This is a genomic window from Paraburkholderia azotifigens, from assembly GCF_007995085.1.
GTDB classification, from domain to species: Bacteria; Pseudomonadota; Gammaproteobacteria; order Burkholderiales; family Burkholderiaceae; genus Paraburkholderia; species Paraburkholderia azotifigens.
Genome location: NZ_VOQS01000005.1, coordinates 1,594,237 through 1,615,565, shown reverse-complemented (window position 1 = coordinate 1,615,565; position 21,329 = coordinate 1,594,237). Strand labels below are relative to the sequence as shown.

Genomic DNA, 21,329 nt, shown 5'->3' with positions numbered 1-21,329 from the left:
GTCCGACTATGGAAAGCACGCTGCAGGGCCAACTGAAGAGCTGGCGCCAGTATTTGCATCAACATCCCGAGACTGGCTTCGAGGAAGTCAATACGTCCGACTATGTGGCGAACATTCTCAGTACGCTGGGACTGGAGGTTCATCGCGGCATCGGCGGAACCGGGCTGGTTGCCAATCTGAGCGTTGGAGACGGGAGGCGAGCTATCGGCCTGCGCGCCGATATGGATGCGCTTAACATCGCGGAGCATGCACCCGATCGGCAGCATGCTTCGCGCACTGCCGGAAAGATGCACGCGTGCGGGCACGACGGGCATATGTCGATGATTCTGGGAGCGGCTCGGCTCCTTGCAGAGCGGCGCGACTTCAACGGCACTGTCCGCTTCATCTTTCAGCCGGCAGAAGAGCATGGCCGCGGCGCGAAGGCGATGATGGCCGACGGCCTGTTCGAACGGTTCCCGGTCGATGCCATCTTTGGCGCGCACAACATGCCGGGCATGCGCGCCGGAACGTTTGCCACGCGTCCGGGTGGCATCATGGCGAGTGAAGATAACTTTGTCATTCACATCAAGGGACGCGGTACACACGCTGCCCGTCCGCACATGGGCGTAGACCCGATCGTCATCGCATCGCAGATCGTGATGGCATTGCAGACCATCGTTTCGCGCAATCTCGACCCGAGTCTGCAGGCGGTGATTTCCTGTACGGAATTCATCACGGACGGTCTGAGAAACGTCATTCCGTCGAACGTCGTTATCAAGGGTGATACGCGAAGCTATTCGCGCGAAGTGCAGGCGCTGCTCGAGACTCGCATGCGCGAGGTATGCGAAGGCATTTGCCGTACGCACGGAGCCGATTGCACGTTCGAGTACACACACGAGTTCGCGCCGACGGTCAACTCGGAGCAGTTCGTGGACGTCGCAGTAAGGGCAGCGGGCAATGTGGCGGGAACCGGTAGCGTCGATGCCAATGTCCAGCCGATGATGATTTCGGAAGACTTTGGCGCGTTCCTGCAGGTCGTTCCCGGCAACTTTGTGTTTATTGGCAACGGAGAATCCGCAGAAAAGGGCGGTACGCCCTTGCACAACGCCACCTACGATTTCAATGACGAAATCCTTTTGACGGGAGCGCGCTATTTCGCCGAGATCGCCCGGCTCGAATTGCCAGTCGGCTAACGATTAAAGGGAAATCAATGAATACGTTTGTATCTTCATCGCTGACACTCGACGGTGCGTTGATGATCGAGCAACTGCGCCAGCTCGGCGAAGTGGGCGCCGATCGTGATGCCGGTGGCCGGACGCGCATCGCGTTGACTGACGATGAGAAGGCCGGCCGTGACCTTGTCGTCGAATGGATGCGCGATCTGGACCTCGATGTCCGCGTCGATCGCATCGGCAATATATTCGGCACGTTGCGTTCCGATTCGGATGATGGCAGTCAGCGTCCATTGATGATGGGTTCGCACATCGACACGGTTAAAAATGCCGGAGCGCTCGATGGCTGTTACGGCGTGCTGGCTGGGCTCGCGGTCGTGAGAGCCTTTCGTCGGGCAGGCATCAGGCCGCAGCGTTCCATCACCATTGGCGCGTTCACCAACGAGGAAGGCATCCGCTATCAGCCGGACATGATGGGCTCGCTGGTCTACGCTGGCGGCCTGTCCGTTGACGCAGCGCTGAATACGGTTGGCATCGACGGCACACGCCTTGGCGACGAACTCGCGCGCATTGGTTATGGGGGTGACCTGGAGCCTGGCGCGATGGTTCCGCATGAATACCTCGAACTACATATCGAGCAGGGCCCGATTCTCGAAGCAGAGAACATCAGCATTGGTGTTGTTGAGAATCTCCAGGGCATCTCGTGGCAGCAGATTACCGTTCAGGGGAACGCCAATCACGCGGGTACGACGCCAACGCGGCTTCGCCATGACGCGGGCTGGGTGGCTGCTTCCGTGTCGACGTTCCTGCGAGAACTGGCTGTTACCGCCGGCACCACGCTGGCGACGATCGGCATGCTGCGCATCGAGCCGAACGTCATCAACGTGATTCCGCGTAAGGCTGTGTTTACGGTGGATTTGCGTGATCCGGACGAGCAACGCCTGCAGGACGCCGAGCGGCGCCTCGCCGAATTCCTCGCAGAGATCGCGCAGAAGGAAGGCGTGAAGATCACGACGGAACGCCTGGTCCGTTTCGAGCCTGTGGTATTCGATGCGGGACTGGCCGACGCGATCGAAGCCTCGGCAGAGCGCATGGGCTTCACGCATCGCCGGATGACGTCCGGTGCCGGACACGACGCGCAGATGATCGCGCGCATCGCGCCGGCCGCGATGATATTCGTGCCGAGCCGCGGCGGCATCAGCCATAACCCGCGCGAACACACGGACGACGATCAGCTCATCGACGGCGCGAACGTCCTGCTGGATGTCGTGCTCAAGCGACTCGCACAGTGAGCACGGCTCTCCCATTCGCCAATTCACATCATTCGTTAATGGAGTATCACGGTCATGCTGGTAGCCAATCCACGCGCAACGCGCGCTGCCTATCCCGCTGAGTTGAAGGCAATTCTCAGCATTGAGAAAGCACAGGAAAGCCGTGCATGGCTTTCCTGCTGGGACAAGATTTCGTCCGATGCGACGCCGCTGCGCGACTTACCCGGACTGGCCGCGAGGCTCAAGGTCGGCAGCATCAACATCAAGGACGAGTCAGCGCGCTCCGTACTGGGCAGCTTCAAGGCCCTGGGTGCGCCTATCGCACTGGTACGCCTGATTCAGCGTCTGTGGCCGAATCATGATCTCGATGCACATGGGCTTTTTGAAGGACGCTATCGGGACCTGCTGACGCATTTCACGGTGGTGAGTGCCACGGACGGCAATCACGGAAAGGGACTGGCGGCTGCCGCGCAAACGCTCGGTTGCCGGTGTGTGATCGTGCTGCACGCTAATGTCAGCGTCGAGCGCGAGAAGGCCATTGCGGCGTACGGTGCCGAAATCGTCAGGATCGCCGGAAACTACGATGAGTCTGTCGAAGAGGCGGCGCGCCTGGCTTCGGTGAACGGCTGGCACGTCGTTTCCGATACGTCCTACGACGGTTACGAAGACATCCCTCGCGATGTGATGCAAGGCTACGGCACAATTGCGGCGGAGGTCGTCGGGCAGAGCGATAGCCAGCCGGATCAGCCGGCGTACACGCATGTGTTCCTTCAGGGCGGAGTCGGCGGCCTTGCAGCCGGATTGGTCAGTTATCTGTGGGAATTTCATGGCGAGCATCGTCCGCGATTCGTGGTCGTCGAACCCGGGCAGGCCGACTGCCTGTATCAGAGCGCATTGGCAGGACGCGCTGCGCGTGCGACGGGATCGGTGGACTCCGTGATGGCCGGGCTCGCTTGCGGCGAGACCTCGCCGCTTGCATGGAAGTTTCTGCAGCACAGCGTAGATGACTTCATGACGATCAGCGATGACGATGCAGTGAACGCCATGCGCATCCTGGCTGCGGGCAGCGATATCGATGCGCCGATCGTCGCGGGCGAGTCGGGCGTGGCGGGTCTTGCGGGTCTCATCGTGTTGCTGCAAGACCAGCAACTGGCCAGGAAAGTGGGCCTCGATGGTTCTTCCCGTGTATTGGTTGTCAATACTGAAGGCGCGACGGCACCCGCAACCTATCACGAGCTGGTTGGCGAGACTGCCGAATCCGTCCTCGAGCGCCAATTGGCCTGGCGAGCCAAAGCGACAGCCTGAGCGAACTGCCTCTCGCCGTCATCTCAGTCGCGATGACGGCATCCAGTATCTGGACGACACTCCCGATTGAAGCAATCGCGTCGGTTCAATACATGGCATCGTGGCTCTATACATCTCGGTCGGGGCTTCACAAATGAATCCGCGCAGCTTCTCGCGAATGCCTGCATGTCCCGTGACGTAGCTGCTCAATGCATCGTCATCGACAGACCCGTTCGCATCGGTTGTCCGCGCAGGCACGGTTCGGGCCAGGATTCGTCGTTCACCGCCATGTTCGCTGGCCCCGCAGCCGGTACGCCTGGTGCGCGAAGGCCGCTTCGTTTTGTTGCCGGTGTGCGCCGCAAAGCGGCGGAGGATCGGAGAAGAGACAGTCCTGCAGGTCCGCTCGGCTATCATGGCGATCCTCTCCGAAGTAGCTACTTATGATTTCCGTCCGTAATCTCACACTCCGCCGCGGCGTAAATGTCGTACTCGACCGCGCCTCCATCACATTCACGCCAGGCGAAAAGATTGGCCTTGTCGGGCGCAATGGCGCCGGAAAATCGTCCTTCTTCGGCCTTCTCAACGGCACGTTGCACGAAGACAGCGGCGAGTTTTCGATTCCCGGCGCGTGGAAGATGGGCCAGGTCGCGCAGGAAATGCCGGAGACCGAGCAGAGCGCAACGGACTTCGTAATCGAAGGTGACACCGTGTTGCTGGCCGCACAGGCCGAAGTAGCCGCCGCCGAAGCTAGCGACGACGGCATGCGCATGGCGCACGCGTACATGGCCCTACACGACGCCGGCGCACATGATGCCCCCGCACGTGCCCAAGCGCTGATCCTGGGCCTTGGTTTCAGTGCTGCGCAGCTTAGCCAGCCGGTCAACAGCTTCTCCGGCGGCTGGCGCATGCGGCTGCAGCTGGCGCGCGCGCTCATGTGCCCGTCCGACCTGCTACTGCTCGACGAGCCGACCAACCACCTCGACCTCGACGCGCTGGTGTGGCTGGAAGCCTGGCTCAAGCGCTATCAGGGAACGATGGTCGTGATCAGCCACGACCGAGAATTCCTCGATGCGGTGACGGAGGTGACGGTGCACGTCGACAACGCCAGGCTCGTGCGCTATGGCGGCAACTACAGCAAGTTCGAAGACATGCGCGCGGAGCAGCTCGTGTTGCAGCAGGCCGCGGTAGCCCGGCAAGCGGACAAGATCGCTCACCTGCAGAAATTCATCGACCGTTTCAAGGCCAAGGCCTCGAAGGCAAAACAGGCCCAGAGCCGGGTCAAGGCGCTGGAACGCATGGAGAAGATCGCACCGGTGCTGGCCGAGGCCGAGTTTAACTTCGAGTTCAAAGAACCCCTCAACGTCCCGAATCCGCTGTTGTCGATGCTGGACGCGAGCTTCGGCTACCCCGCGCCGACTGACGCGTTGCCGGGCACGCCGCCCACGGTCATCGTGCAGGGCATCAACCGTTCGGTGCTGGCCGGGCAGCGGATCGGCATTCTCGGTGCAAACGGCCAAGGCAAGTCCACGCTGGTGAAGACGGTGGCGCACGCGCTGGCGCCGATTTCCGGCGAAATCAGCGAAGGCAAAGGCCTGAACATCGGCTACTTCGCACAGCAGGAGCTTGACGTGCTGCGCCCGCTCGACACGCCGATGGAACACATGATTCGCCTTGCCAGAGACACGCCGGCTCACATGCGCGCGCCCGGCCAGAGTGGAACGGAACAATCGCTGCGCACCTTCCTCGGCAGCTTCAGCTTTAGTGGCGACATGGTCCATCAGGCGGTTGGCACGATGAGCGGTGGCGAAAAGGCGCGGCTCGTGTTGTGCATGATTGTGTGGCAGCGCCCCAACCTGTTGCTGCTCGATGAGCCAACCAACCACCTCGACCTGGCCACACGCGAAGCGCTAGCCATGGCGCTCAACGAATTCGAAGGCACGGTGATGCTGGTCAGTCACGACCGGGCCCTGCTGCGCGCGGTTTGTGATGAGTTCTGGCTGGTCACCAAGGGTGGCGTCGAGCCCTTCGACGGCGATCTGGACGACTATCAGCAGTTCCTGCGCGACGAAGCCCGTCGCATTCGCGAGGAGGCTACCGCAGAGCAGAAGCTCATCTGAGTTACCCCCGAGCGGGCGCAGGGCGTTTCAGGTGTCCAGAGAGTGCATGGAGACCGCTTCGCAACATGATGCTGCTGGCCGTGCAATTCGCCTCGCAGGTTTGGGGCCGCCTCGATCGTCCCGCTCTTTATGCGTCTTTCAGCCAGGGCATTTCCACGGGTGACACCACCAGATGTCGGAACTCGCGTTTCAGTTCGAAAATGAATCCGACGAGGATCATCGAGTCGGCATAGGGGATCGGGAATACCTGAGGATTTTCCGCGGCACGGAGCGGGCGCGTGGGCGTGTCCGCCGTTGTCGCGGCGTTCTCGCGGACGCTTTCCAGCTCGTCAGCCATTGCCTGCCCACTGACTTTCAGGACGCGGCTACGAAGTTCGTTAAAGGGTTCGATGCGCGCCGCGTCTTCGTTGTATTCAGGTACTTCATAGATGAACCAGGACATTTTCCGCTCCCAGGAAAAAGTTCGCGATTCTAGCAGTGGGCGTAACGGACCAGCTCCGGACTGCCACCTTACATTCTCCATTCGACCACCGTCCAGCAAAGCCCGTGACAGGGCCGACGCGGTGAAGCAGGCGCCGTCCTTGCCCAGTTTCCAGTTGAAGACGACGAATGGCGCACAATGAGATCACAAGCCAGGTGAAGCGCGTGAAAAAAGTGGCCGCCTGATTTCGGTCGTGAGGTGCAAACGCTAGCGACAACCGTACTCTAGAGAGACAAAATGAAAAAAGGAAAGACGAAACTGACCCGGCATGACGCCGAGCGCCTTTTCGAGGGATTGCCCCAAGGGCAGGCGAGAGTATCGAGCCGGCCCGACAACCCATTTGAGCCAGGGATGTTCGACGAGGTTGAGCGCGTCGACGACGAAACCAAACTTTGGAAAGACAACCTCATTGCGCTTCCGATGGCGATCGAGTTGCCTGCTGGCTACGAGTCGGTGTCTCGTATGCGCGAGTCGATGGTGCGGGCATGGCGCGTGAAGTGGGTGAGGGAAGATAAAAACGAGGTCGTCACCGAATTCCCTGAAGGGTGGGTAGCCGTACGCCCGGCAAGCGGACCCACAGAGCTGCGAGATCCCTTCGGAGTGGTTCGCGCTGTATACGGATGGGCCAACGATGCCGAACTGAGGATCCTGCCAAGGTATCTGGTTGAGTCACAGGCGAACAGTTTGAGCGGATTAGGCAGTTTGCTGGTCCGTGATCGCGGGAACGGCCAGATTCTTGAACGGTCGTCGATCTGGTCTGCTCAAACGGGTACCAACCATCCAGATTGGACCAGGCTGTCAGAGTGGCTCAAGTCGCGCTATCCCCATTATCTCGACCCGCTTCGGTACTGGGAGGACTGCGAGAAAAACATCCTGAACTGACCGACATTTAGCGCGCTGTTTCCGCGTCTGCTTAATCGGGCTTGACGAAGGCGAAAGCCGGGGGCTCCGCCTGATTGGTTTTCCGCGTTGGCCAGAAGGCGTCGTTCGCCATATCCGCCACACGGTCATTCGTGTGGCTGGTTTGCGCCGGTTAGCTGACTCATTGCAATACCGCATTATTCCTTTTGCCGCAGCGACCTCGATCGCATCGAATACGGTCACCGTCGTCACATAGCGTTTCGATTACGACCAACGACTGCCCCGACCGCCGTAATCCGAAGGGCCTGTTACATATAGCCGGCCAGGTCGACGGATGATTGATCGTCGTGGTTGCCCCAAGAGCGGCGACTTAAGTGCAATTGGGCTCCTCCAACCATAAGACCGGCCAGATGCCCGGTATTTCCGGGCTTTTTTTCGTGTTTAGTGGGTCACCGCGACGGCACCGACGTTGCGCTCGGGTACGCCCGCCCGGCGATCGAGGCGGCCGCTCAACGCAGTCAGCGCGAATGCGAACAGCGTGACGACAGCGGCAATCCACGGCGTATGTCCGAGCCCGAAATGCGCGACGATCACGCCACCCAGCGACGAGCCGCCTGCCACGCCGAGATTGAATGCCGCGATGTTGAAACCCGCTGCGACATCCGTTGCCTGCGGCGCGACCTGCTGCGCCTGTTTGACGACATAGACCTGAAGACCGGGCACGTTGCCAAACGCGACGGCGCCCCAGGCGAGCATCGTGAGAACGGCGAGCCACGCGTTGTGCGACGTGAACGTGAACACGAGCAGCACGGCGGCGAGCAGCAGGAAGATGCGCCTGAGTGCCTTGACAGGGCCGAGCGCATCGGCGAGCTTGCCGCCCCACACGTTGCCCACTGCGACGGACACGCCATACGCGACGAGCACCATGCTGACCTGCGACGGCGTGAATCCCGTGATCTGTTCGAGAATCGGCGCCATGAACGTGAAGGCAATCAGCGAGCCGCCGTAACCGACGGCCGTCATTGCGTACACCAGCAACAGGCGCGGATGCGCAATCACGCGAGCCTGCTGAAGAAGCGGCGCAGGGCGCTTGTGCGGCAGGTTATCCGGCATGAAGAACAGCGCGCCGAGCATCGCGACGACGCCGAACAGCGCAACCACGAGGAACGTCGCGCGCCAGCCGAAGTGCTGACCGATGAACGTGCCGAGCGGAATGCCCGCAACGAAGGCGACCGTCATGCCGCTGAACATCGTCGCAATGGCGCTCGCGGATTTTTCTTTCGGCACGAGCGTCGTCGCGATGATCGACCCGACCGAGAAGAACACGCCGTGCGCCAGCCCCGTCAGGATGCGCGCCACCACGAGCGATTCATACGAAGGCGCGCGCCACGCCACCAGATTGCCGATCGTGAACAGCGCCATCAGCGCGATCAGCAAGGTCTTGCGCGGTACGCGTCCCGTGAGCGCGGTCAGGAGCGGTGCGCCGACGGCGACGCTCAATGCGTACAGACTGACGAGCAGTCCGGCCGAAGGAAGATTGACGCCGAGGTCGGCAGCGATCGTCGGGATGAGTCCGACGATGACGAATTCGGTCGTTCCGATTGCAAAAGCGCTGAGCGTCAGCGCGAAAAGGGCGAGTGGCATGGTCGTCTGTCAGAAGGCTTGAAACAAGCTTGAACGGATGGACGAAGTGTGTCGGCTTTACTTTTGCAGAAAAACTGGTCTATAAAGGAAACACTTTTGACTTCAAATCAAGTATGAAAGTCACACTCGACGAATTGCAAACCTTCGCCACGGTAGTCGATACGGGCTCGATCACCGCTGCGGCGGAACAGCTCGATCAGACCGTGTCGGGCGCGAGCCGCACGCTGGGACGGCTCGAAGAGAAGCTGCAAACCACGCTGTTGCGCCGTACCACGCGGCGTCTGGAACTGACGGAAGAAGGCAAGGCGTTTCTGCAGAACGCGCGTGAAATCATCGACGCCGTGGAGAACGCAGAAGAACAGCTTGCTGCGCGGCGCGAGCGGCCTTCGGGACGTTTGCGCGTCGATGCCGCGACGCCGTTCATGCTTCACGTGATCGTGCCGCTCGTGGCGGGCTATCGTGAGCGCTATCCGCAGGTCGAACTGGAACTGAACAGCAACGAAGGCATCATCGATCTGCTCGAACGCCGTACCGATGTCGCAATCCGTATCGGCCGACTCAAGGATTCGACGCTGCACAGCCGCCCCGTCGGCAGCAGCCGCATCCGCGTGCTGGCGACGCCGGAATATCTGAAGGCGCATGGCCAGCCGAAACGTGTGGATGATCTTGCCGGCCATTCGCTGCTCGGATTCACGCAGCCCGAGTCGCTCAATGTGTGGCCGCTGGTGGGCGCGGACAACGAGCCGTATCGGATCAATCCGGGCATCGCGTCGTCGAGCGGCGAAACGCTGCGGCAACTGGCGCTGGAGAGCGCAGGCATCGTCTGCCTGTCGGACTTCATGACAGGCCGCGACCGTCGCGAAGGCCGCCTCGTGCAACTGTTCGCGCGTCAGACGCAGGACGTGCGGCAACCCATCAATGCCGTCTACTATCGCAACACGGCGATATCGGCGCGCATCGCTTCGTTCGTCGACTACCTGGCCGAGGCCGTGAAGGCCACCGAATTCGCGCGCTAGTCTGCAACGCCGGCTCGAACGCTGCTTCGGGTCCGGCGTGCGTTCCATTTCCCTTCTTCCTTCATCGCCGATTGTTGTCGTGCAGACAACATGGTGAACACGTCCGCGGTGCTTCTGGCGCGCGTTGCAGCTACCTACAATCCGTTTCGTCGATAGTCGTACAAGCGAGGTCTCCAGCGTCGATCGGGCGCCGTCCGTCATGAGTACGGGCGCCTGTCGTCGACTTCGCAACTCTCAAATCGAAGGCAAATTTCATGTCGCAGAAGATCCTGATTGTGGGTGCCGGCTTTGCCGGCGTGTGGGGCGCGCTAGGCGCCGCTCGCGTACTCGATGGCGCTGGCGTGCGGAGCAGCGATGTCGAAATCACGCTGATCTCGCCGAAGCCCGAATTGCAAATCCGTCCGCGGATGTATGAAGCCGGGCCGCAAAATATGGCAGCGCCACTGCTGCCGCTGTTCGAGGCGGTCGGTGTGAAGTTCGTCGCGGGCAGCGTCGACGGCATTTCGGTTCAGGACAAGACGGTCAGCGTCGTGTCCGCCGATGGGCAGAAGCAGTCGCTCGCCTATGACCGCCTGCTGCTGACGAGCGGCAGCAAGCTGAGCCGCCCGCCCATTCCGGGCCTGGAGCGTGCGTTTTCCGTGGACTGCATCGAGGACGCAGTCGAACTCGACCGGCATCTCGACGCGTTGGCGAAGCTGCCTGCATCACCGGCTCGCAATACGGTCGCCGTCGTCGGCTGCGGCTTCACGGGCATCGAAGTCGCGACGGAATTGCCGAAGCGCCTGCGCGAGAAGTTCGGTGCGGACGCCGACGTGCGCGTCGTCGTGATCGGTTCGCAAGACACGATCGGCCCCGATCTCGGACCGAATCCGCGTCCGTTCATTGCCGACGCATTCGAGAAGCTGGGCATCGAGACGGTGCTTGGATCGGGCGTGGTGTCCGTCGATGCGCAAGGCGTGCGCACGGCGTCGGGCCTGCACATCGAAGCGGGCACGGTGATCTGGGCGGGCGGCATGCGTGCGAGCCCGTTGGCTGCGCAGGTGTCCTCGAAAATCGATCCGCTCGGACGTGCCGAAGTGGCAGCCGATCTGCGCGTGCCGGAAGCGCCCCACGTATTCGTTGCAGGCGACGTGGCGCGCGCACTGGCCGACGACGACGGACACTACGCGCTGATGTCCTGTCAGCACGCGATGATCATGGGGCAATTCGGCGGACACAATGTCGCTGCCGATCTGATCGGTGTTCCGACACTCGCTTACCGCCAGCCGTTCTACGCGACCTGCGTCGATCTCGGCGAGTGGGGCGCCGTCTATTCGGAAGGCTGGGACCGGCAGATGAAGCTGACGCACGCCGAAGGCAAGGCGCGCAAGCAGATGATCAATACGAAGTGGATTTATCCGCCTGCACCGAATCGCGCAGAGGCACTGGCAGCGGGCAATCCCGAGGCGTCGTTCGGTTAAGGCTCGTTGCATTGGTTGCGGTAGCGGCATGGATCGTCTTGACGGGCGGTCACGTGCCGCTGCTGCATCTGCAATGCTGGAATTCACACGTTCCACTCCTCGACAGAGCGCACCATGAGATCCAACGCCCTTTCGCGAGCGACGCTCTGCTCGTCGCTGTTGCTGTCGATCTTACCCTCCGTCGCAATTGCCGAGCCGTTTGCAATCAAGGTCGATGGCCTCAGTCATGGACAGTTCGCGAACGAACAGGTGTACGGCGGATTCGGCTGTCACGGGGACAATGTTTCGCCGCATATTTCGTGGACTCACGTGCCGCCGGGCACGAAAAGCATTGTCGTGACCATTCACGATCCCGATGCGCCGACGGGCGGGCTCGGCTGGACGCATTGGGAAGTCGTCAATATACCGGCGTCGCAATCGTCGCTAGAAAAGGGCGCTTCTGGAAATCCGACCATGCTGCCGGCGGGCGCGCTGGAAACGTTGACGGACTTCGGCGAGTCGAAATATGGCGGACCGTGTCCGCCGCAAGGCACGGCGCATCGATACGTCGTGACGGCATCCGCGTTGTCCGTGCCGGGTATCGATGTCAAGGCGGCCTCGAGTCCTGCGCTCGTCGCCTATCAGATGCACGGAAAGATCATCGCGCAGGCGAAGTACGTCGCGAAGTATCATCGTGCCGCGGAGTGAACGTTGAACGCAATGCGGCCGGTCATGTCAGCGACATGCCGCCATCCACTCTCAGATTGACACCGTTGACGAAGCTGCTTTCGCCGCTGACGAGAAAAAGCGCTGTTCGCGCGAGTTCGTCCGCTTGACCGAGGCGGCCAAGGGGAATGCTGTTTGCAATCGCGGCTTCGAATGCGGGGCGCTCAGCGGATTCGATGCCGAGCTTGGCAAGAATCGGCGTATCGACGGGACCGGGACTGATCACGTTGACGCGGATGCACCGAGCCTTGAATTCGATTGCCCAGCTGCGCGCAAACGCTTCGATCGCGGCCTTTGTGCCCGCATAAACGGCGTGGCCGTCGAATACGCGGCTGCTTGCAATCGAGCTCGTCAACAGAATGGCGCCGCCATCGCGCATCACGGGCGCAATTTTTTGAACGCCGAAGAACACCGCTTTGTTATTGGTGGCGAAATGCGCGTCGTACGATTCGATGCCGATAGTGGCGATGCAATGAGAGTCGCTGCCGTGAATGGGCTGGGTATCGCGCAGATTCTGAAAACGACGGTACAGCGCGATCTGTACGCGGGCCGGTTACAGATCGTATTGCCACACGTGCCGTTGCAGTCGGTGCCTGTTCGAGCGCTTCACGCATTCGGGCGCAACCTGCCTGCGCGTGCACGGATCTTTATCGAATTCATCGCGCAACATCTCACACTTGCAACGTAGTGCGGCATTCGATTCTTTGTCGATAAGACTACTGGAGCAGTCGAATCGCTTCGGGTCGATTCGACAACTTATGTATCTGGAACCTTGAAAATAGCGTGTTCTTTCCTTGGCCCGAATCTTGTTTGATGAAGCGCGTCGTAGCGGGCCGTATCGCGCGATATCGACAAGAGAACATAACCGACAAATGGAAAGGAAAGAACCATGTTTGAAGGATTTGAGAACCGCTTTGCTGTTGTGACGGGCGCAAGTTCGGGTATCGGACTCGCGACTGTGCACCGCTTGCTGAAGAATGGGGCGCGCGTGCTGGCGATGAGTCGAACCATGCGCGACGAACTCGAGACCTTGCAGGCCACTTATGGCGAGAGGCTCGAATGGCTCAAGGGCGACGTTACTGAAAGCGCCGATCTTGCGGCGCTTGCCGAACGCGCGCGGCAAGTCGGTACCATCGACTTCCTGCTGCCCAATGCAGGCATTGCGCAGTTGGGTGAAGGTCTCCAATCCGCCGCGTTCGAGCGTCAATGGACGGTGAATGGCGCCGGTGCATTGAACACCTTGTCGGTCCTGCGCGAACAGTTGGCAAAGCCTGCGTCGGTCGTCTTCATTGGCACGTTTCTGTCGCAGGTGACGTTTCCGGGCCTTGCCGCGTATATCGCTTCGAAGACGGCGCTCAAGGCGCATGCGCGGACGCTTGCGGTAGAGCTGGCAGCCGCAGGCGTCAGGATCAATGTCGTGTCGCCGGGTCCGACGGCAACGGCCATCTGGTCGACATTGGGCTTGCCGGAAGAACAGCTTTCGCCGTTGCCGGCCGCGTCAATCAGCGCCTGCTCTCCGGCCGCTTCCTCGAACCGTCGGCGATTGCGGACGCGATCATGTTCCTGCTGTCGCCTGCATCACGCGGCATGTATGGACAGGACCTGATCGTCGATAACGGCTATACGCTGCAATAGAACATTCTTTATAACCACCGCAGGCAACCGTGTTGCGAAGCGCGAACGCGGATGCCAGCGGTGAATCAAGTGGAATTACGTGCGTGCGAGGAGTGCAGCAATACGCGAGAGCGTGTCAGGATTCCGTTGAACGAGAATGCGCACGATGCGCGTGCCATCCGTTTCGATCGATTGCACCGACTCGAGCGTTCCGCTCGTATAGCGCAACGCAACCCAATGACCGTTGAGCATCGCGATCTTGACGTCGAGCTTCCCTGCATAACGCCGGGATACGGCGAGATACAGACGTGCAATGCGCTGGCCGCCGATCATCGGTGCACAGACAGGCGATTGCTTGCCGCCGCCATCCGCAGTCAGAATGGCGTTGTCATCGATCAATGTACTCATCGCATCGGCGTCGCCGTGCTCGATAGAACGTGCGAATTCACGTAGCAGGTTCAAATGGACTTCGCGAGAAACGGTATAACGCGGACCTTCATCGCGCAGTTGCGCTTTGGCCTGAATCACGAGCTGGCGGCATACCGTTGCCGGCTTGCCGATTGCGGCGGCGACCTCACGATAGTCTGCGCCGAAGAGTTCATGCAGCAGGAAGGCTGCGCGCGCCTCAGGCGGCAAACGTTCGAGCAGGATCAGGAATGCGACCGATACTTCGTCGGCGCGTTCTTTGGCTTCTTTTTGCATGGCAGGCGGCTTTGTCATCTCATCAGGCCTTGCGTAGCGCGGCGGCGAACTGTTGTGCCGCCCGGTCGATTTCCTCTTCGTTGAAGGGCGCAAAGCCCAACACGAGTCCGGGACGCTGCGTGTGGCAATGCGTGTATCGGCTCAAGGGCGCTGCATCGATTCCCGCCAAACTGAGCTTTTGCGTGGCCGCTTGCTCGTCGAATGGCAGCAGATGGCCGACGACGTCAAGTCCCGCAACGGCAGGTTGCACATCGATCAAACCTTGCCAGTGCTTCGATGCCGCGTGTTCGAACACGCGCGCACGGCTCGCGTAGATCTTGCGGGTGCGACGCACGTGGCGGTCGAAGTGGCCCTCGCTCAGGAAGTCCGCGAGCACTGCTTGCGTCAAGCCGTTTGCGCTGCGTACCGTGACCGACGCTGCGCGAATGAACGGCTCGACGAGTCGCGGGGGCAGCACCACATAGGCGAGTCGCAATGAAGGGAACATCAGCTTGTTGAACGTGCCCGCGAGGACCACATGCGCGTCGGCGCCCGGAAGACTGCGTAACGCCGGCAACGGCCTGGAACGAAAGCAGTACTCGCTGTCGTAGTCGTCCTCGAAAATGACGGCGCCGCTTGCGGCAGCCCAGCTGAGCAACGAAGCACGCCGCTCCGCCGACAGGGACACGCCGAGCGGCGCATGACGCGTCGGCGTGACGTAGATCAGTGCAGCGGAAGGCGCTTCACGGATGCCGTCAGGCACGCGCAGGCCGTCGTGGTCGACAGGAATATCCACGACACGGGCGCCACTCGCGTGCATGATCTGGCGCGCGCCGACGTAACCGGGGTCTTCCATCCAGACGGTGTCACCGGGCCCTGTCAGCACACGCATGCAGAGATCGAGCGCCTGGTGCACGCTGCCCACAACCACGATCTGCTCAGGCGGCACGCGCACGCCGCGTGCAATGGCAAGATGCTCCGCAATCGCCGTTCTTAGCGCGGGCAATCCGGCGGGACTCGTGTCATTGAGCGTGAGCAGCCGGGAAGGGCGCAATTGCCGCACGTGGAGCTGACGCCACAACTCGACGGGAAAGAGGCGAATGTCGCCGCGGTGCGGATGGAACGGCCGCGGCAACGCATTCACGCCTGCGAGCGGAAATGGCGAACTGGATTCCCCGAGCCTCTTGATCCAGGGGGCGTGCGATTCGCGCGTATGTGTTGTTTCGATCGGAACCGATGTCGGCACGGGTGGTTTGGCGGGATGGCTGTGATCGGGCAGCACGGCGCTCACTCGCGTACCGCTCCCGACGCGTGTGACCAGATAGCCTTCCGCCAGCAGTTGTTCGTACGCGGCGGCAACAGTGCCTCTCGCGAGGCTGTATTCCCGCGCGAGCGTGCGCGTTCCCGGCAGCACGCTGCCTCCAGGCAAACGGCCGTTGACGATGGCAAGCCTCAATGCGTCATACAGCCATCGCTGCAGGCCTTTTACGGGATCGGGAGCGCCCAGAGAAAGGGACCATACGAGGGTGGACCGATCCCGTCCGCAGGGTTCCGTTGGAATCTCACATCGATCGTTCATAACGATTGAAAAGTCAGTAATCGGCTTTTGCAGCGATATTTGAACCGAATGTCATGTGCATTCAGTCAGCCATGCACGAAGCCATTCTCTACTGACCAAGACGTTTTGAGCGAGAAGTTTGTGACGTCGTAAAAGTGGCTCACCTTACGAATCCAAAACTGGCACATTACATGCGCGCACTTTCAACGCAATATCACAACACCATGCGCTTTTCGCGAGGAGAACTTTCGTGACGAGCGAATGGCTCAACCGCTCTACATACCGTTGTGATGATGAACGCCAGGAAGTTGGATCCGCCACAACCTCGCAAACTGCCGCGCCAGACACGCGCCGCAAACACCATCGAGGCTGTACTCGAGGCAGCAATACAGATACTGATCGCTGAGGGATCGCGAGGATTGACGACAACGCGGGTCGCAAGGCGATCGGGCTTTGCCGTGGGGACGCTTTATCAGTACTTTGCCAATAAGGATGAATTGATCGACACGTTAGTGCACCGTCATCTCGAACATATCGTGACGTGCGTGCGGCTTGCGTGCCGCGATCAGCATGGCGCGCATCCGGAAGACATGATCAATGCTGTGGCCGATGCGTTCTTTGCGGCGAACATTGAGAAGGCGCGCGATGTCCGGGCGATTCATCTTGGCTGGAGGCGGACAGAAAGCCCGGAAGTGTTTTGCGTCGCGTCTGCGAGGCTTCGTGACGCGTCGACCTCGATGTTCGCAAGCTCTCCGTCATTGGAGTCGGTGCCCGTCGATGTATTGGCCCACAAACTGGGCTCGATTCTGGTCGACACGATGCGCTCGATATTCGAGCAAGGCATGGACCTGGCGCTGACGCCGGGCACCCGCGAGCGCATCGTGAACGTTTATGCCCTGTTTCATACGGCAGAGGCGCCGTTCGACGCGACAGCATCCACTGCACACTGAAGATTGAGCGTTCTTATCCGTTCGAGCATGAAGTCGATAAAGAGTCTCATCCGTGACGGCATGTGCTGTTTGCTGAGATAGCACAGGAAGTGATTCCGGTCGTCCGGCGCAAACTGATTCATGCAGGAAACCAGGCGTCCCGACGCAATGTGATCGCAGGCTTGATAGCCGGCCAGTTGCGCAATGCCTTCTCCTTCAAGAACGGCATTGAGCACGAGATCCGCGTCGTTGAAAGTCAGGTGAGCGGATGGCGCGTGTTTGACGAGAGCGCCTTTCACCTTGAATTCCCACTCATAAATTCTGCCCGACGAGAAGCGGAAATTGATGGCGCGATGCCGTGAAAGATCGTCGACGTGCATCGGCAAGCCTTTCTGCTCGGCGTATTCCGGCGAAGCGCAGAGAATCATATGCATAGGGATAATGCGCCGTGCAATGATCTGACTGTCGTCCACTCTCCCATTCCTGAACGCAATATCGATGCCGTCGCTCGTGAAGTTGGCGAACGTGTCCGTCAGCATCAGTTCGATCGACACCTCGGGATAGAGAACGCGGAATTGCATCAGCAGCGGTGCGATCACCTTTCTGCCGAATCCCACTGTCGAACTGACACGCAAGAGTCCGCGCGGCGGTCCGCCGCGCAGATCGCGCATGCGTTCTATCGCATTGAGAATGCCGTCGATACCGGGCTTGCACGACTCGTAAAAGATCTCACCCTCGGCCGTCAAGCCGACGCTGCGCGTCGTGCGCGAGAACAGCTTGGTTCCGAGCTGCTGCTCGAGCTTCTGTATGTTCCGGCTCACGGACGATCTTCCGATGCCGAGCCGGTCGCCCGCCTTGGCAAAGCTTTCTTCCTTCGCGACGGCGATGAAGGTCATCACGGCCGCGTAGCTGGTCGTGAATCCTGCCGAGAGCGTGTCCACAACCTCTTCCGCTTGCGGGCCGTGGTGATTGAGCATTGTCGAATCCATGATACGCGTTGTCCTTACGAAGTCTTTCGACGCTGGTTTATAGACGAAGACTCGCGGTCAAAGGTAAAACGCTATGGACATATCGCAATCGCTAGCAGGCGCTAACAACACATAGCAGACAAAAGCGGCAGGATCGACGAACATTTCCGCTCGTTGAAGCCGCTAAGGAAACGGGATGCGTGATCGGGAAGACCGAATACGGACGACCGCACAAAAAGACGTAGAAGTGATCGCTTCGTTCCTGCTGGCGCTCAATCGCGCCGATGCCGGCGGCATGGGCGCACTCTTCAAGGAGGATGCACTCGTCAACGATCAGCTGCGCGATTTCTGGGGACGCCCCGCTATTGAAGCATGGATTGCGAGGGAAGTGATCGCCGACAACCTGAAAATAGAAGTCATGCAGATGTTTCAGCATTATCGCGTGACGACGGTGACGGGCGCCGTAACGGGAACATTTGACACGACGGGGCTGCCCGATCCCCTCATTGTCAATCTGCACTTTTCTATTGTCGACGGAAAAATAGCGAGGCTCTTTATTCTGCTTGATCGTCAGATAGATGCATTCCCCGATTTGCGCAGTTGCGCGCTGAAAGCGATCTAGTCTGGTCGCCCCGATAGGCGCGCCCGATAGCGCAGATTGTTGAAGTTTCAGTTTTGGCTGCTAAAGCAGTTTAGCGGTTCGATTTTACGGACCGCTAATATAGAATCGTAGAAACGGTGCCTTTTCTGCGAGACGATACTTGTTTGCCAGCTTATTGAAATTCGGAACGACGGTATCGCACGCGCCTGCGGTGAGCTATTCGTTCGGACCTTTCTTTCTGTTTCCGGATAAGCGGCAGCTGGTGTGTCACGGCAAGCAGGTCAAACTGGGCGGACGGGCGCTCGATATTCTCATTGCACTCGTACGCCGTGCCGGCACGGTGATTGGCGCGCGCGAACTTCTTGCGGAAGTATGGCCCGATACCGTCGTCGTGGAAGGGAGCCTGCGCTTTCATCTCGTCGCGCTACGCAAAGCGCTCGCTGAGAGCGATCCGGGCGTAACGTATGTGATGAACGTGCCCGGTCGCGGCTATACCTTTGTCGCCACCGTTGCATCGTGTGACGCACTTCAGCCCGCTATTGGGCTAAAGAATGCAGCATCGCTTTCACGCGATCATTTCCGCTTCCATCGCCGTGGCGCGTCGATTGTCGGCCGGGAACGCGATATCGATCAGATCGTCAGGCAACTCGCCGAACATCGCTTTGTCAGCATCGTCGGTGCGGGCGGGATGGGAAAAACGACTGTCGCGAATGCAGCAATTGACCGCTTGCGCGACGACTTCGAAGGCAGGATCGTTTCTGTCGATCTCTCGGTGATCCAGGATTCGGATCTGGTGTGTTCGACCTTGCTTGCCGCGCTATGCGAAGGACGCGAGGGCGTCTCGTCGATCAGCGAAGTATGCGCGTCGATGGGCCATACCCGCACGCTTGTCCTGCTCGACTGTTGCGAACATCTGATAGACGGCGTCGCCCAGGTCGTCGAAGAACTCTATCGGAACTCACCGGGAATCTACATTCTCGTTACGTCGCGAGAAATCGTGAATGTCGACGGAGAATTTGTCTTCCGGCTTCCGCCCCTCGACGTGCCGCCGCCGGCAGAAGTACTCAAGGCGCGCGAAGCGTTGAACTACTCCGCAATACGGCTCTTCGTCGAACGCGTCGTGCAGGCAGGCTGTCATTTTGAATTGACCGACGATAACGCGCAGGCGGTGAGCCGGCTGTGCCGCGGCCTCGACGGAATTGCGCTGGCAATTGAACTCGCCGCACGACAGATGCCGACCTTCGGCCTGGTCGGAATACTGGAACTCGTCGACAAAAAGAGCCGGCTGATGTGGCACGGACGCCGTACGGCTGTGCCGAGGCAACAGACACTCGGCGCAACGCTCGACTGGAGCTACGGTCTGTTGACCGGGCTGGAGCAGGTTTGCCTGCGACGGCTCGCGGTGTTCGTCGGTTGCTTTACGCTGGAAGCCGCCGTGTCCGTGATCGGCGCAGACGACATCGAGCACGCCGACGTCATGAAAGCGATCAATCAGCTCTCGAACAAGTCGCTTCTGGATGTCAGGCTATACGAGAACGCGGTTCGGTACTTTCTGCTCGACACGACTCGATCCTACGCGCGCATGAAGCTGGAAGAGGCCGGTGAGATCGATGATATTGCTGCACGTCATGCAGCCTGGTATGCGGCTTCGTGGCTCGATGGCGATGCTGCGGACGATTCCACCGAAAGCAGCCTTGCCGAACTCGGCAATCTGCGTGCCGTGCTCGAATGGGCGCTGATACGCGAGCAGGATCTGGTCAATGGCTGCAAGCTGGTCGCATCGTACGCAAAATTGCTGCTGACAAAATCGATGCTTGGCGAAGCGAGGAAATGGACCGAGATTGCCTTGTCGAAACTCGGCGATCAAGAGCGTGGCACGGTGGTCGAGCTGGAACTTGCGGGCGCTTACGGGCAGGCATTGATGTTCACAAGCAACGACAGCGAAGCGGTGGGCCGCGTATATGAGCGCGGGCTTTCCATAGCGATGTCGATGGGCGATGCGGTCCGGCATGACAGGCTGCTGTGCGGATTGATCATGTATCTCTATCGCACGAGCGATTTTCACGGTGCTTTCATGTTCGCAAGCGAAGCGGCGCAATCGATTGCCGCGAGCGGACGCGATACGTTACCCGTTCATTCAATGCTGGCCGTTGCATTGCATATGAGGGGTGATATTCAGGAGTCGGCGCGTCTTTGGGAACCCGTCATTCTGTCGGGCAAGGCAAGCGGCATGGAAGCCGTCGAACCCGCGGAACTGGGTATCAACCCGTATCTGCGTGCGCTGAGCGGAAAGGCGCGAAATCTCTGGCTGACGGGTGACGCCGACGAAGCCGGGCGCGTCGCCGATGAGGCCATAGAGTGCGCGCGCTCGCTGCGTCATCCGGCCACCCGATGCGTGACGTTGCTGTGGGCCGGGGAAGTATTCGCGTGGCAGGAGAACTGGTCGAGACTGCGCGAAATAGCCGACGAATACGAGGCGATAGTGAAGGTGAACGGATTCACGCCGTACCATTTCGCGGTGCTCGGCCTTCGCGGACAGATCGCTTATGCCGAGGGCAGGCTGGAGGAGAGCATCGCGTTGCTGGACGCGTGCCTCGATGGCTTGATGAAATGTCACTACACGATGCCTGCGTCGATGTTTCGCAATTCGCTGGCGATCGCCCTGTGCGCGAGCAAGGACGTCGGGCGCGCGGTTCTCGTCTGCGACGAAGCAATCAGAGAGATCGAATCGAACGGCGACAAGCTGTATCTGCCGAAGCTGCTGATAGCCAAGGCCAGCGCTCATCAGATCGCAGGTGAACGCGATGCAAGCGCCGCGTGCCTGCGCGATGCCTTTTGCGTTGCAAGGCGACAAGGGGCGGCTGTCTATGAAACGCGGATCAGGCAACTTGCCTCATAGCGAGAGCGCAACGACCCGTTGATGCGCGCGTTGTTTATAAGCGGCGCGTGGCGCCGTTGCATGGCATGAATGCGCAGCCAGACAAGAAA

At 60.1% G+C, this 21,329-nt stretch carries 18 protein-coding genes and 2 pseudogenes; 14 read left to right on the top strand and 6 right to left on the bottom strand.

All coding sequences use genetic code 11. From position 1 onward, the window contains the following. The first annotated feature begins 8 nt into the window (after positions 1-8). The 4 genes from FRZ40_RS39240 to FRZ40_RS39225 all read left to right on the top strand — a co-directional run bounded on the left by FRZ40_RS39240 (position 9) and on the right by FRZ40_RS39225 (position 5,823). Complete coding sequence (locus tag FRZ40_RS39240) at positions 9-1,172, top strand: M20 aminoacylase family protein (RefSeq protein ID WP_147237868.1); 1,164 nt, start codon at positions 9-11, stop codon at positions 1,170-1,172. Positions 1,173-1,189: 17 nt separating this feature from the next. Then, entirely contained in the window at positions 1,190-2,443 is a 1,254-nt protein-coding gene (locus FRZ40_RS39235; RefSeq protein ID WP_147237866.1) for a Zn-dependent hydrolase, read from the top strand. 54 nt (positions 2,444-2,497) lie between these two features. Continuing rightward, positions 2,498-3,727: a diaminopropionate ammonia-lyase gene (locus tag FRZ40_RS39230; protein WP_147237864.1), complete on the top strand. Its 1,230-nt coding sequence runs from the start codon at positions 2,498-2,500 to the stop codon at positions 3,725-3,727. Positions 3,728-4,146: 419 nt separating this feature from the next. Further along, positions 4,147-5,823, top strand: a complete 1,677-nt coding sequence (locus FRZ40_RS39225; protein ID WP_147237862.1) for an ABC-F family ATP-binding cassette domain-containing protein — start codon at positions 4,147-4,149, stop codon at positions 5,821-5,823. A gap of 127 nt (positions 5,824-5,950) precedes the next feature. Here the strand turns inward: FRZ40_RS39225 and FRZ40_RS39220 are convergent, their stop codons facing one another. Beyond that, complete coding sequence (locus tag FRZ40_RS39220; RefSeq protein WP_147237860.1) at positions 5,951-6,265, bottom strand: helicase; 315 nt, start codon at positions 6,263-6,265, stop codon at positions 5,951-5,953. A gap of 276 nt (positions 6,266-6,541) precedes the next feature. Between FRZ40_RS39220 and FRZ40_RS39215 the strand changes: the two genes are divergently transcribed. Further along, entirely contained in the window at positions 6,542-7,186 is a 645-nt protein-coding gene (locus tag FRZ40_RS39215) for a hypothetical protein (RefSeq protein WP_028367238.1), read from the top strand. A 420-nt stretch (positions 7,187-7,606) separates the two neighbouring features. Here the strand turns inward: FRZ40_RS39215 and FRZ40_RS39210 are convergent, their stop codons facing one another. Further along, positions 7,607-8,809: an MFS transporter gene (locus FRZ40_RS39210; RefSeq protein ID WP_028367237.1), complete on the bottom strand. Its 1,203-nt coding sequence runs from the start codon at positions 8,807-8,809 to the stop codon at positions 7,607-7,609. A 113-nt stretch (positions 8,810-8,922) separates the two neighbouring features. Here FRZ40_RS39210 and FRZ40_RS39205 point away from each other — a divergent pair, with 113 nt between their 5' ends. From FRZ40_RS39205 to FRZ40_RS39195, 3 genes are all read left to right on the top strand, one after another. Beyond that, entirely contained in the window at positions 8,923-9,825 is a 903-nt protein-coding gene (locus FRZ40_RS39205) for a LysR family transcriptional regulator (protein WP_028367236.1), read from the top strand. Between the two features lie 254 nt (positions 9,826-10,079). Then, complete coding sequence (locus FRZ40_RS39200) at positions 10,080-11,285, top strand: NAD(P)/FAD-dependent oxidoreductase (RefSeq protein WP_147237858.1); 1,206 nt, start codon at positions 10,080-10,082, stop codon at positions 11,283-11,285. Positions 11,286-11,399: 114 nt separating this feature from the next. After that, positions 11,400-11,972: a YbhB/YbcL family Raf kinase inhibitor-like protein gene (locus FRZ40_RS39195; protein ID WP_028367234.1), complete on the top strand. Its 573-nt coding sequence runs from the start codon at positions 11,400-11,402 to the stop codon at positions 11,970-11,972. A 22-nt stretch (positions 11,973-11,994) separates the two neighbouring features. Here the strand turns inward: FRZ40_RS39195 and FRZ40_RS39190 are convergent. Continuing rightward, positions 11,995-12,450 (bottom strand): annotated as a pseudogene (locus FRZ40_RS39190) (SDR family NAD(P)-dependent oxidoreductase); the annotation flags it as partial. Positions 12,451-12,462: 12 nt separating this feature from the next. Between FRZ40_RS39190 and FRZ40_RS39185 the strand changes: the two are divergent. The 3 genes and pseudogenes from FRZ40_RS39185 to FRZ40_RS45905 all read left to right on the top strand — a co-directional run bounded on the left by FRZ40_RS39185 (position 12,463) and on the right by FRZ40_RS45905 (position 13,625). Beyond that, positions 12,463-12,678 carry a LysR substrate-binding domain-containing protein gene (locus FRZ40_RS39185; RefSeq protein ID WP_240057471.1) on the top strand — a complete coding sequence of 72 codons (216 nt, stop codon included), beginning with the start codon at positions 12,463-12,465 and terminating at the stop codon, positions 12,676-12,678. A gap of 201 nt (positions 12,679-12,879) precedes the next feature. Then, positions 12,880-13,395, top strand: a pseudogene (locus FRZ40_RS39180) (SDR family oxidoreductase); the annotation flags it as partial. Between the two features lie 41 nt (positions 13,396-13,436). Next, positions 13,437-13,625 (top strand): SDR family oxidoreductase, encoded by a 189-nt coding sequence (locus FRZ40_RS45905; RefSeq protein WP_275671137.1) that lies wholly within the window; start codon positions 13,437-13,439, stop codon positions 13,623-13,625. A 75-nt stretch (positions 13,626-13,700) separates the two neighbouring features. Here the strand turns inward: FRZ40_RS45905 and FRZ40_RS39175 are convergent, their stop codons facing one another. Next, a complete protein-coding gene (locus FRZ40_RS39175) occupies positions 13,701-14,306 on the bottom strand; it encodes a sigma factor-like helix-turn-helix DNA-binding protein (protein ID WP_240057470.1) in 606 nt (201 codons plus the stop codon). Positions 14,307-14,328: 22 nt separating this feature from the next. Then, positions 14,329-15,864, bottom strand: a complete 1,536-nt coding sequence (gene pdxR / locus FRZ40_RS39170) for a MocR-like pyridoxine biosynthesis transcription factor PdxR (RefSeq protein WP_147237852.1) — start codon at positions 15,862-15,864, stop codon at positions 14,329-14,331. A gap of 269 nt (positions 15,865-16,133) precedes the next feature. On the opposite strand from pdxR, the gene FRZ40_RS39165 reads away from it, so the two are divergent. Next, complete coding sequence (locus FRZ40_RS39165) at positions 16,134-16,793, top strand: TetR/AcrR family transcriptional regulator (RefSeq protein WP_147237850.1); 660 nt, start codon at positions 16,134-16,136, stop codon at positions 16,791-16,793. On the opposite strand, the gene FRZ40_RS39160 is transcribed toward FRZ40_RS39165, so the two are convergent. Beyond that, positions 16,745-17,761, bottom strand: a complete 1,017-nt coding sequence (locus FRZ40_RS39160) for a LysR family transcriptional regulator (RefSeq protein ID WP_147237848.1) — start codon at positions 17,759-17,761, stop codon at positions 16,745-16,747. The two genes, FRZ40_RS39165 and FRZ40_RS39160, sit on opposite strands and share 49 nt — an antisense overlap. A 175-nt stretch (positions 17,762-17,936) precedes the next feature. Between FRZ40_RS39160 and FRZ40_RS39155 the strand changes: the two genes are divergently transcribed. After that, positions 17,937-18,362, top strand: a complete 426-nt coding sequence (locus FRZ40_RS39155; RefSeq protein ID WP_028367229.1) for a nuclear transport factor 2 family protein — start codon at positions 17,937-17,939, stop codon at positions 18,360-18,362. A 190-nt stretch (positions 18,363-18,552) separates the two neighbouring features. Then, positions 18,553-21,240 (top strand): ATP-binding protein, encoded by a 2,688-nt coding sequence (locus FRZ40_RS39150; RefSeq protein ID WP_240057468.1) that lies wholly within the window; start codon positions 18,553-18,555, stop codon positions 21,238-21,240. The last annotated feature ends 89 nt before the right edge of the window (positions 21,241-21,329 follow it).

Coding starts and splice junctions, on each gene's coding strand:
- FRZ40_RS39160 (WP_147237848.1), bottom strand. CDS start 17,761: ATGGATTCGACAATGCTCAATCACCACGGCCCGCAAGCGGAAGAGGTT.
- FRZ40_RS39225 (WP_147237862.1), top strand. CDS start 4,147: ATGATTTCCGTCCGTAATCTCACACTCCGCCGCGGCGTAAATGTCGTA.
- FRZ40_RS39165 (WP_147237850.1), top strand. CDS start 16,134: ATGATGAACGCCAGGAAGTTGGATCCGCCACAACCTCGCAAACTGCCG.
- pdxR (WP_147237852.1), bottom strand. CDS start 15,864: ATGAACGATCGATGTGAGATTCCAACGGAACCCTGCGGACGGGATCGG.
- FRZ40_RS39195 (WP_028367234.1), top strand. CDS start 11,400: ATGAGATCCAACGCCCTTTCGCGAGCGACGCTCTGCTCGTCGCTGTTG.
- FRZ40_RS39175 (WP_240057470.1), bottom strand. CDS start 14,306: ATGCAAAAAGAAGCCAAAGAACGCGCCGACGAAGTATCGGTCGCATTC.
- FRZ40_RS39185 (WP_240057471.1), top strand. CDS start 12,463: ATGAGAGTCGCTGCCGTGAATGGGCTGGGTATCGCGCAGATTCTGAAA.
- FRZ40_RS39230 (WP_147237864.1), top strand. CDS start 2,498: ATGCTGGTAGCCAATCCACGCGCAACGCGCGCTGCCTATCCCGCTGAG.
- FRZ40_RS39220 (WP_147237860.1), bottom strand. CDS start 6,265: ATGTCCTGGTTCATCTATGAAGTACCTGAATACAACGAAGACGCGGCG.
- FRZ40_RS39205 (WP_028367236.1), top strand. CDS start 8,923: ATGAAAGTCACACTCGACGAATTGCAAACCTTCGCCACGGTAGTCGAT.
- FRZ40_RS39215 (WP_028367238.1), top strand. CDS start 6,542: ATGAAAAAAGGAAAGACGAAACTGACCCGGCATGACGCCGAGCGCCTT.
- FRZ40_RS39155 (WP_028367229.1), top strand. CDS start 17,937: ATGCGTGATCGGGAAGACCGAATACGGACGACCGCACAAAAAGACGTA.
- FRZ40_RS39240 (WP_147237868.1), top strand. CDS start 9: ATGGAAAGCACGCTGCAGGGCCAACTGAAGAGCTGGCGCCAGTATTTG.
- FRZ40_RS39210 (WP_028367237.1), bottom strand. CDS start 8,809: ATGCCACTCGCCCTTTTCGCGCTGACGCTCAGCGCTTTTGCAATCGGA.
- FRZ40_RS39200 (WP_147237858.1), top strand. CDS start 10,080: ATGTCGCAGAAGATCCTGATTGTGGGTGCCGGCTTTGCCGGCGTGTGG.
- FRZ40_RS39235 (WP_147237866.1), top strand. CDS start 1,190: ATGAATACGTTTGTATCTTCATCGCTGACACTCGACGGTGCGTTGATG.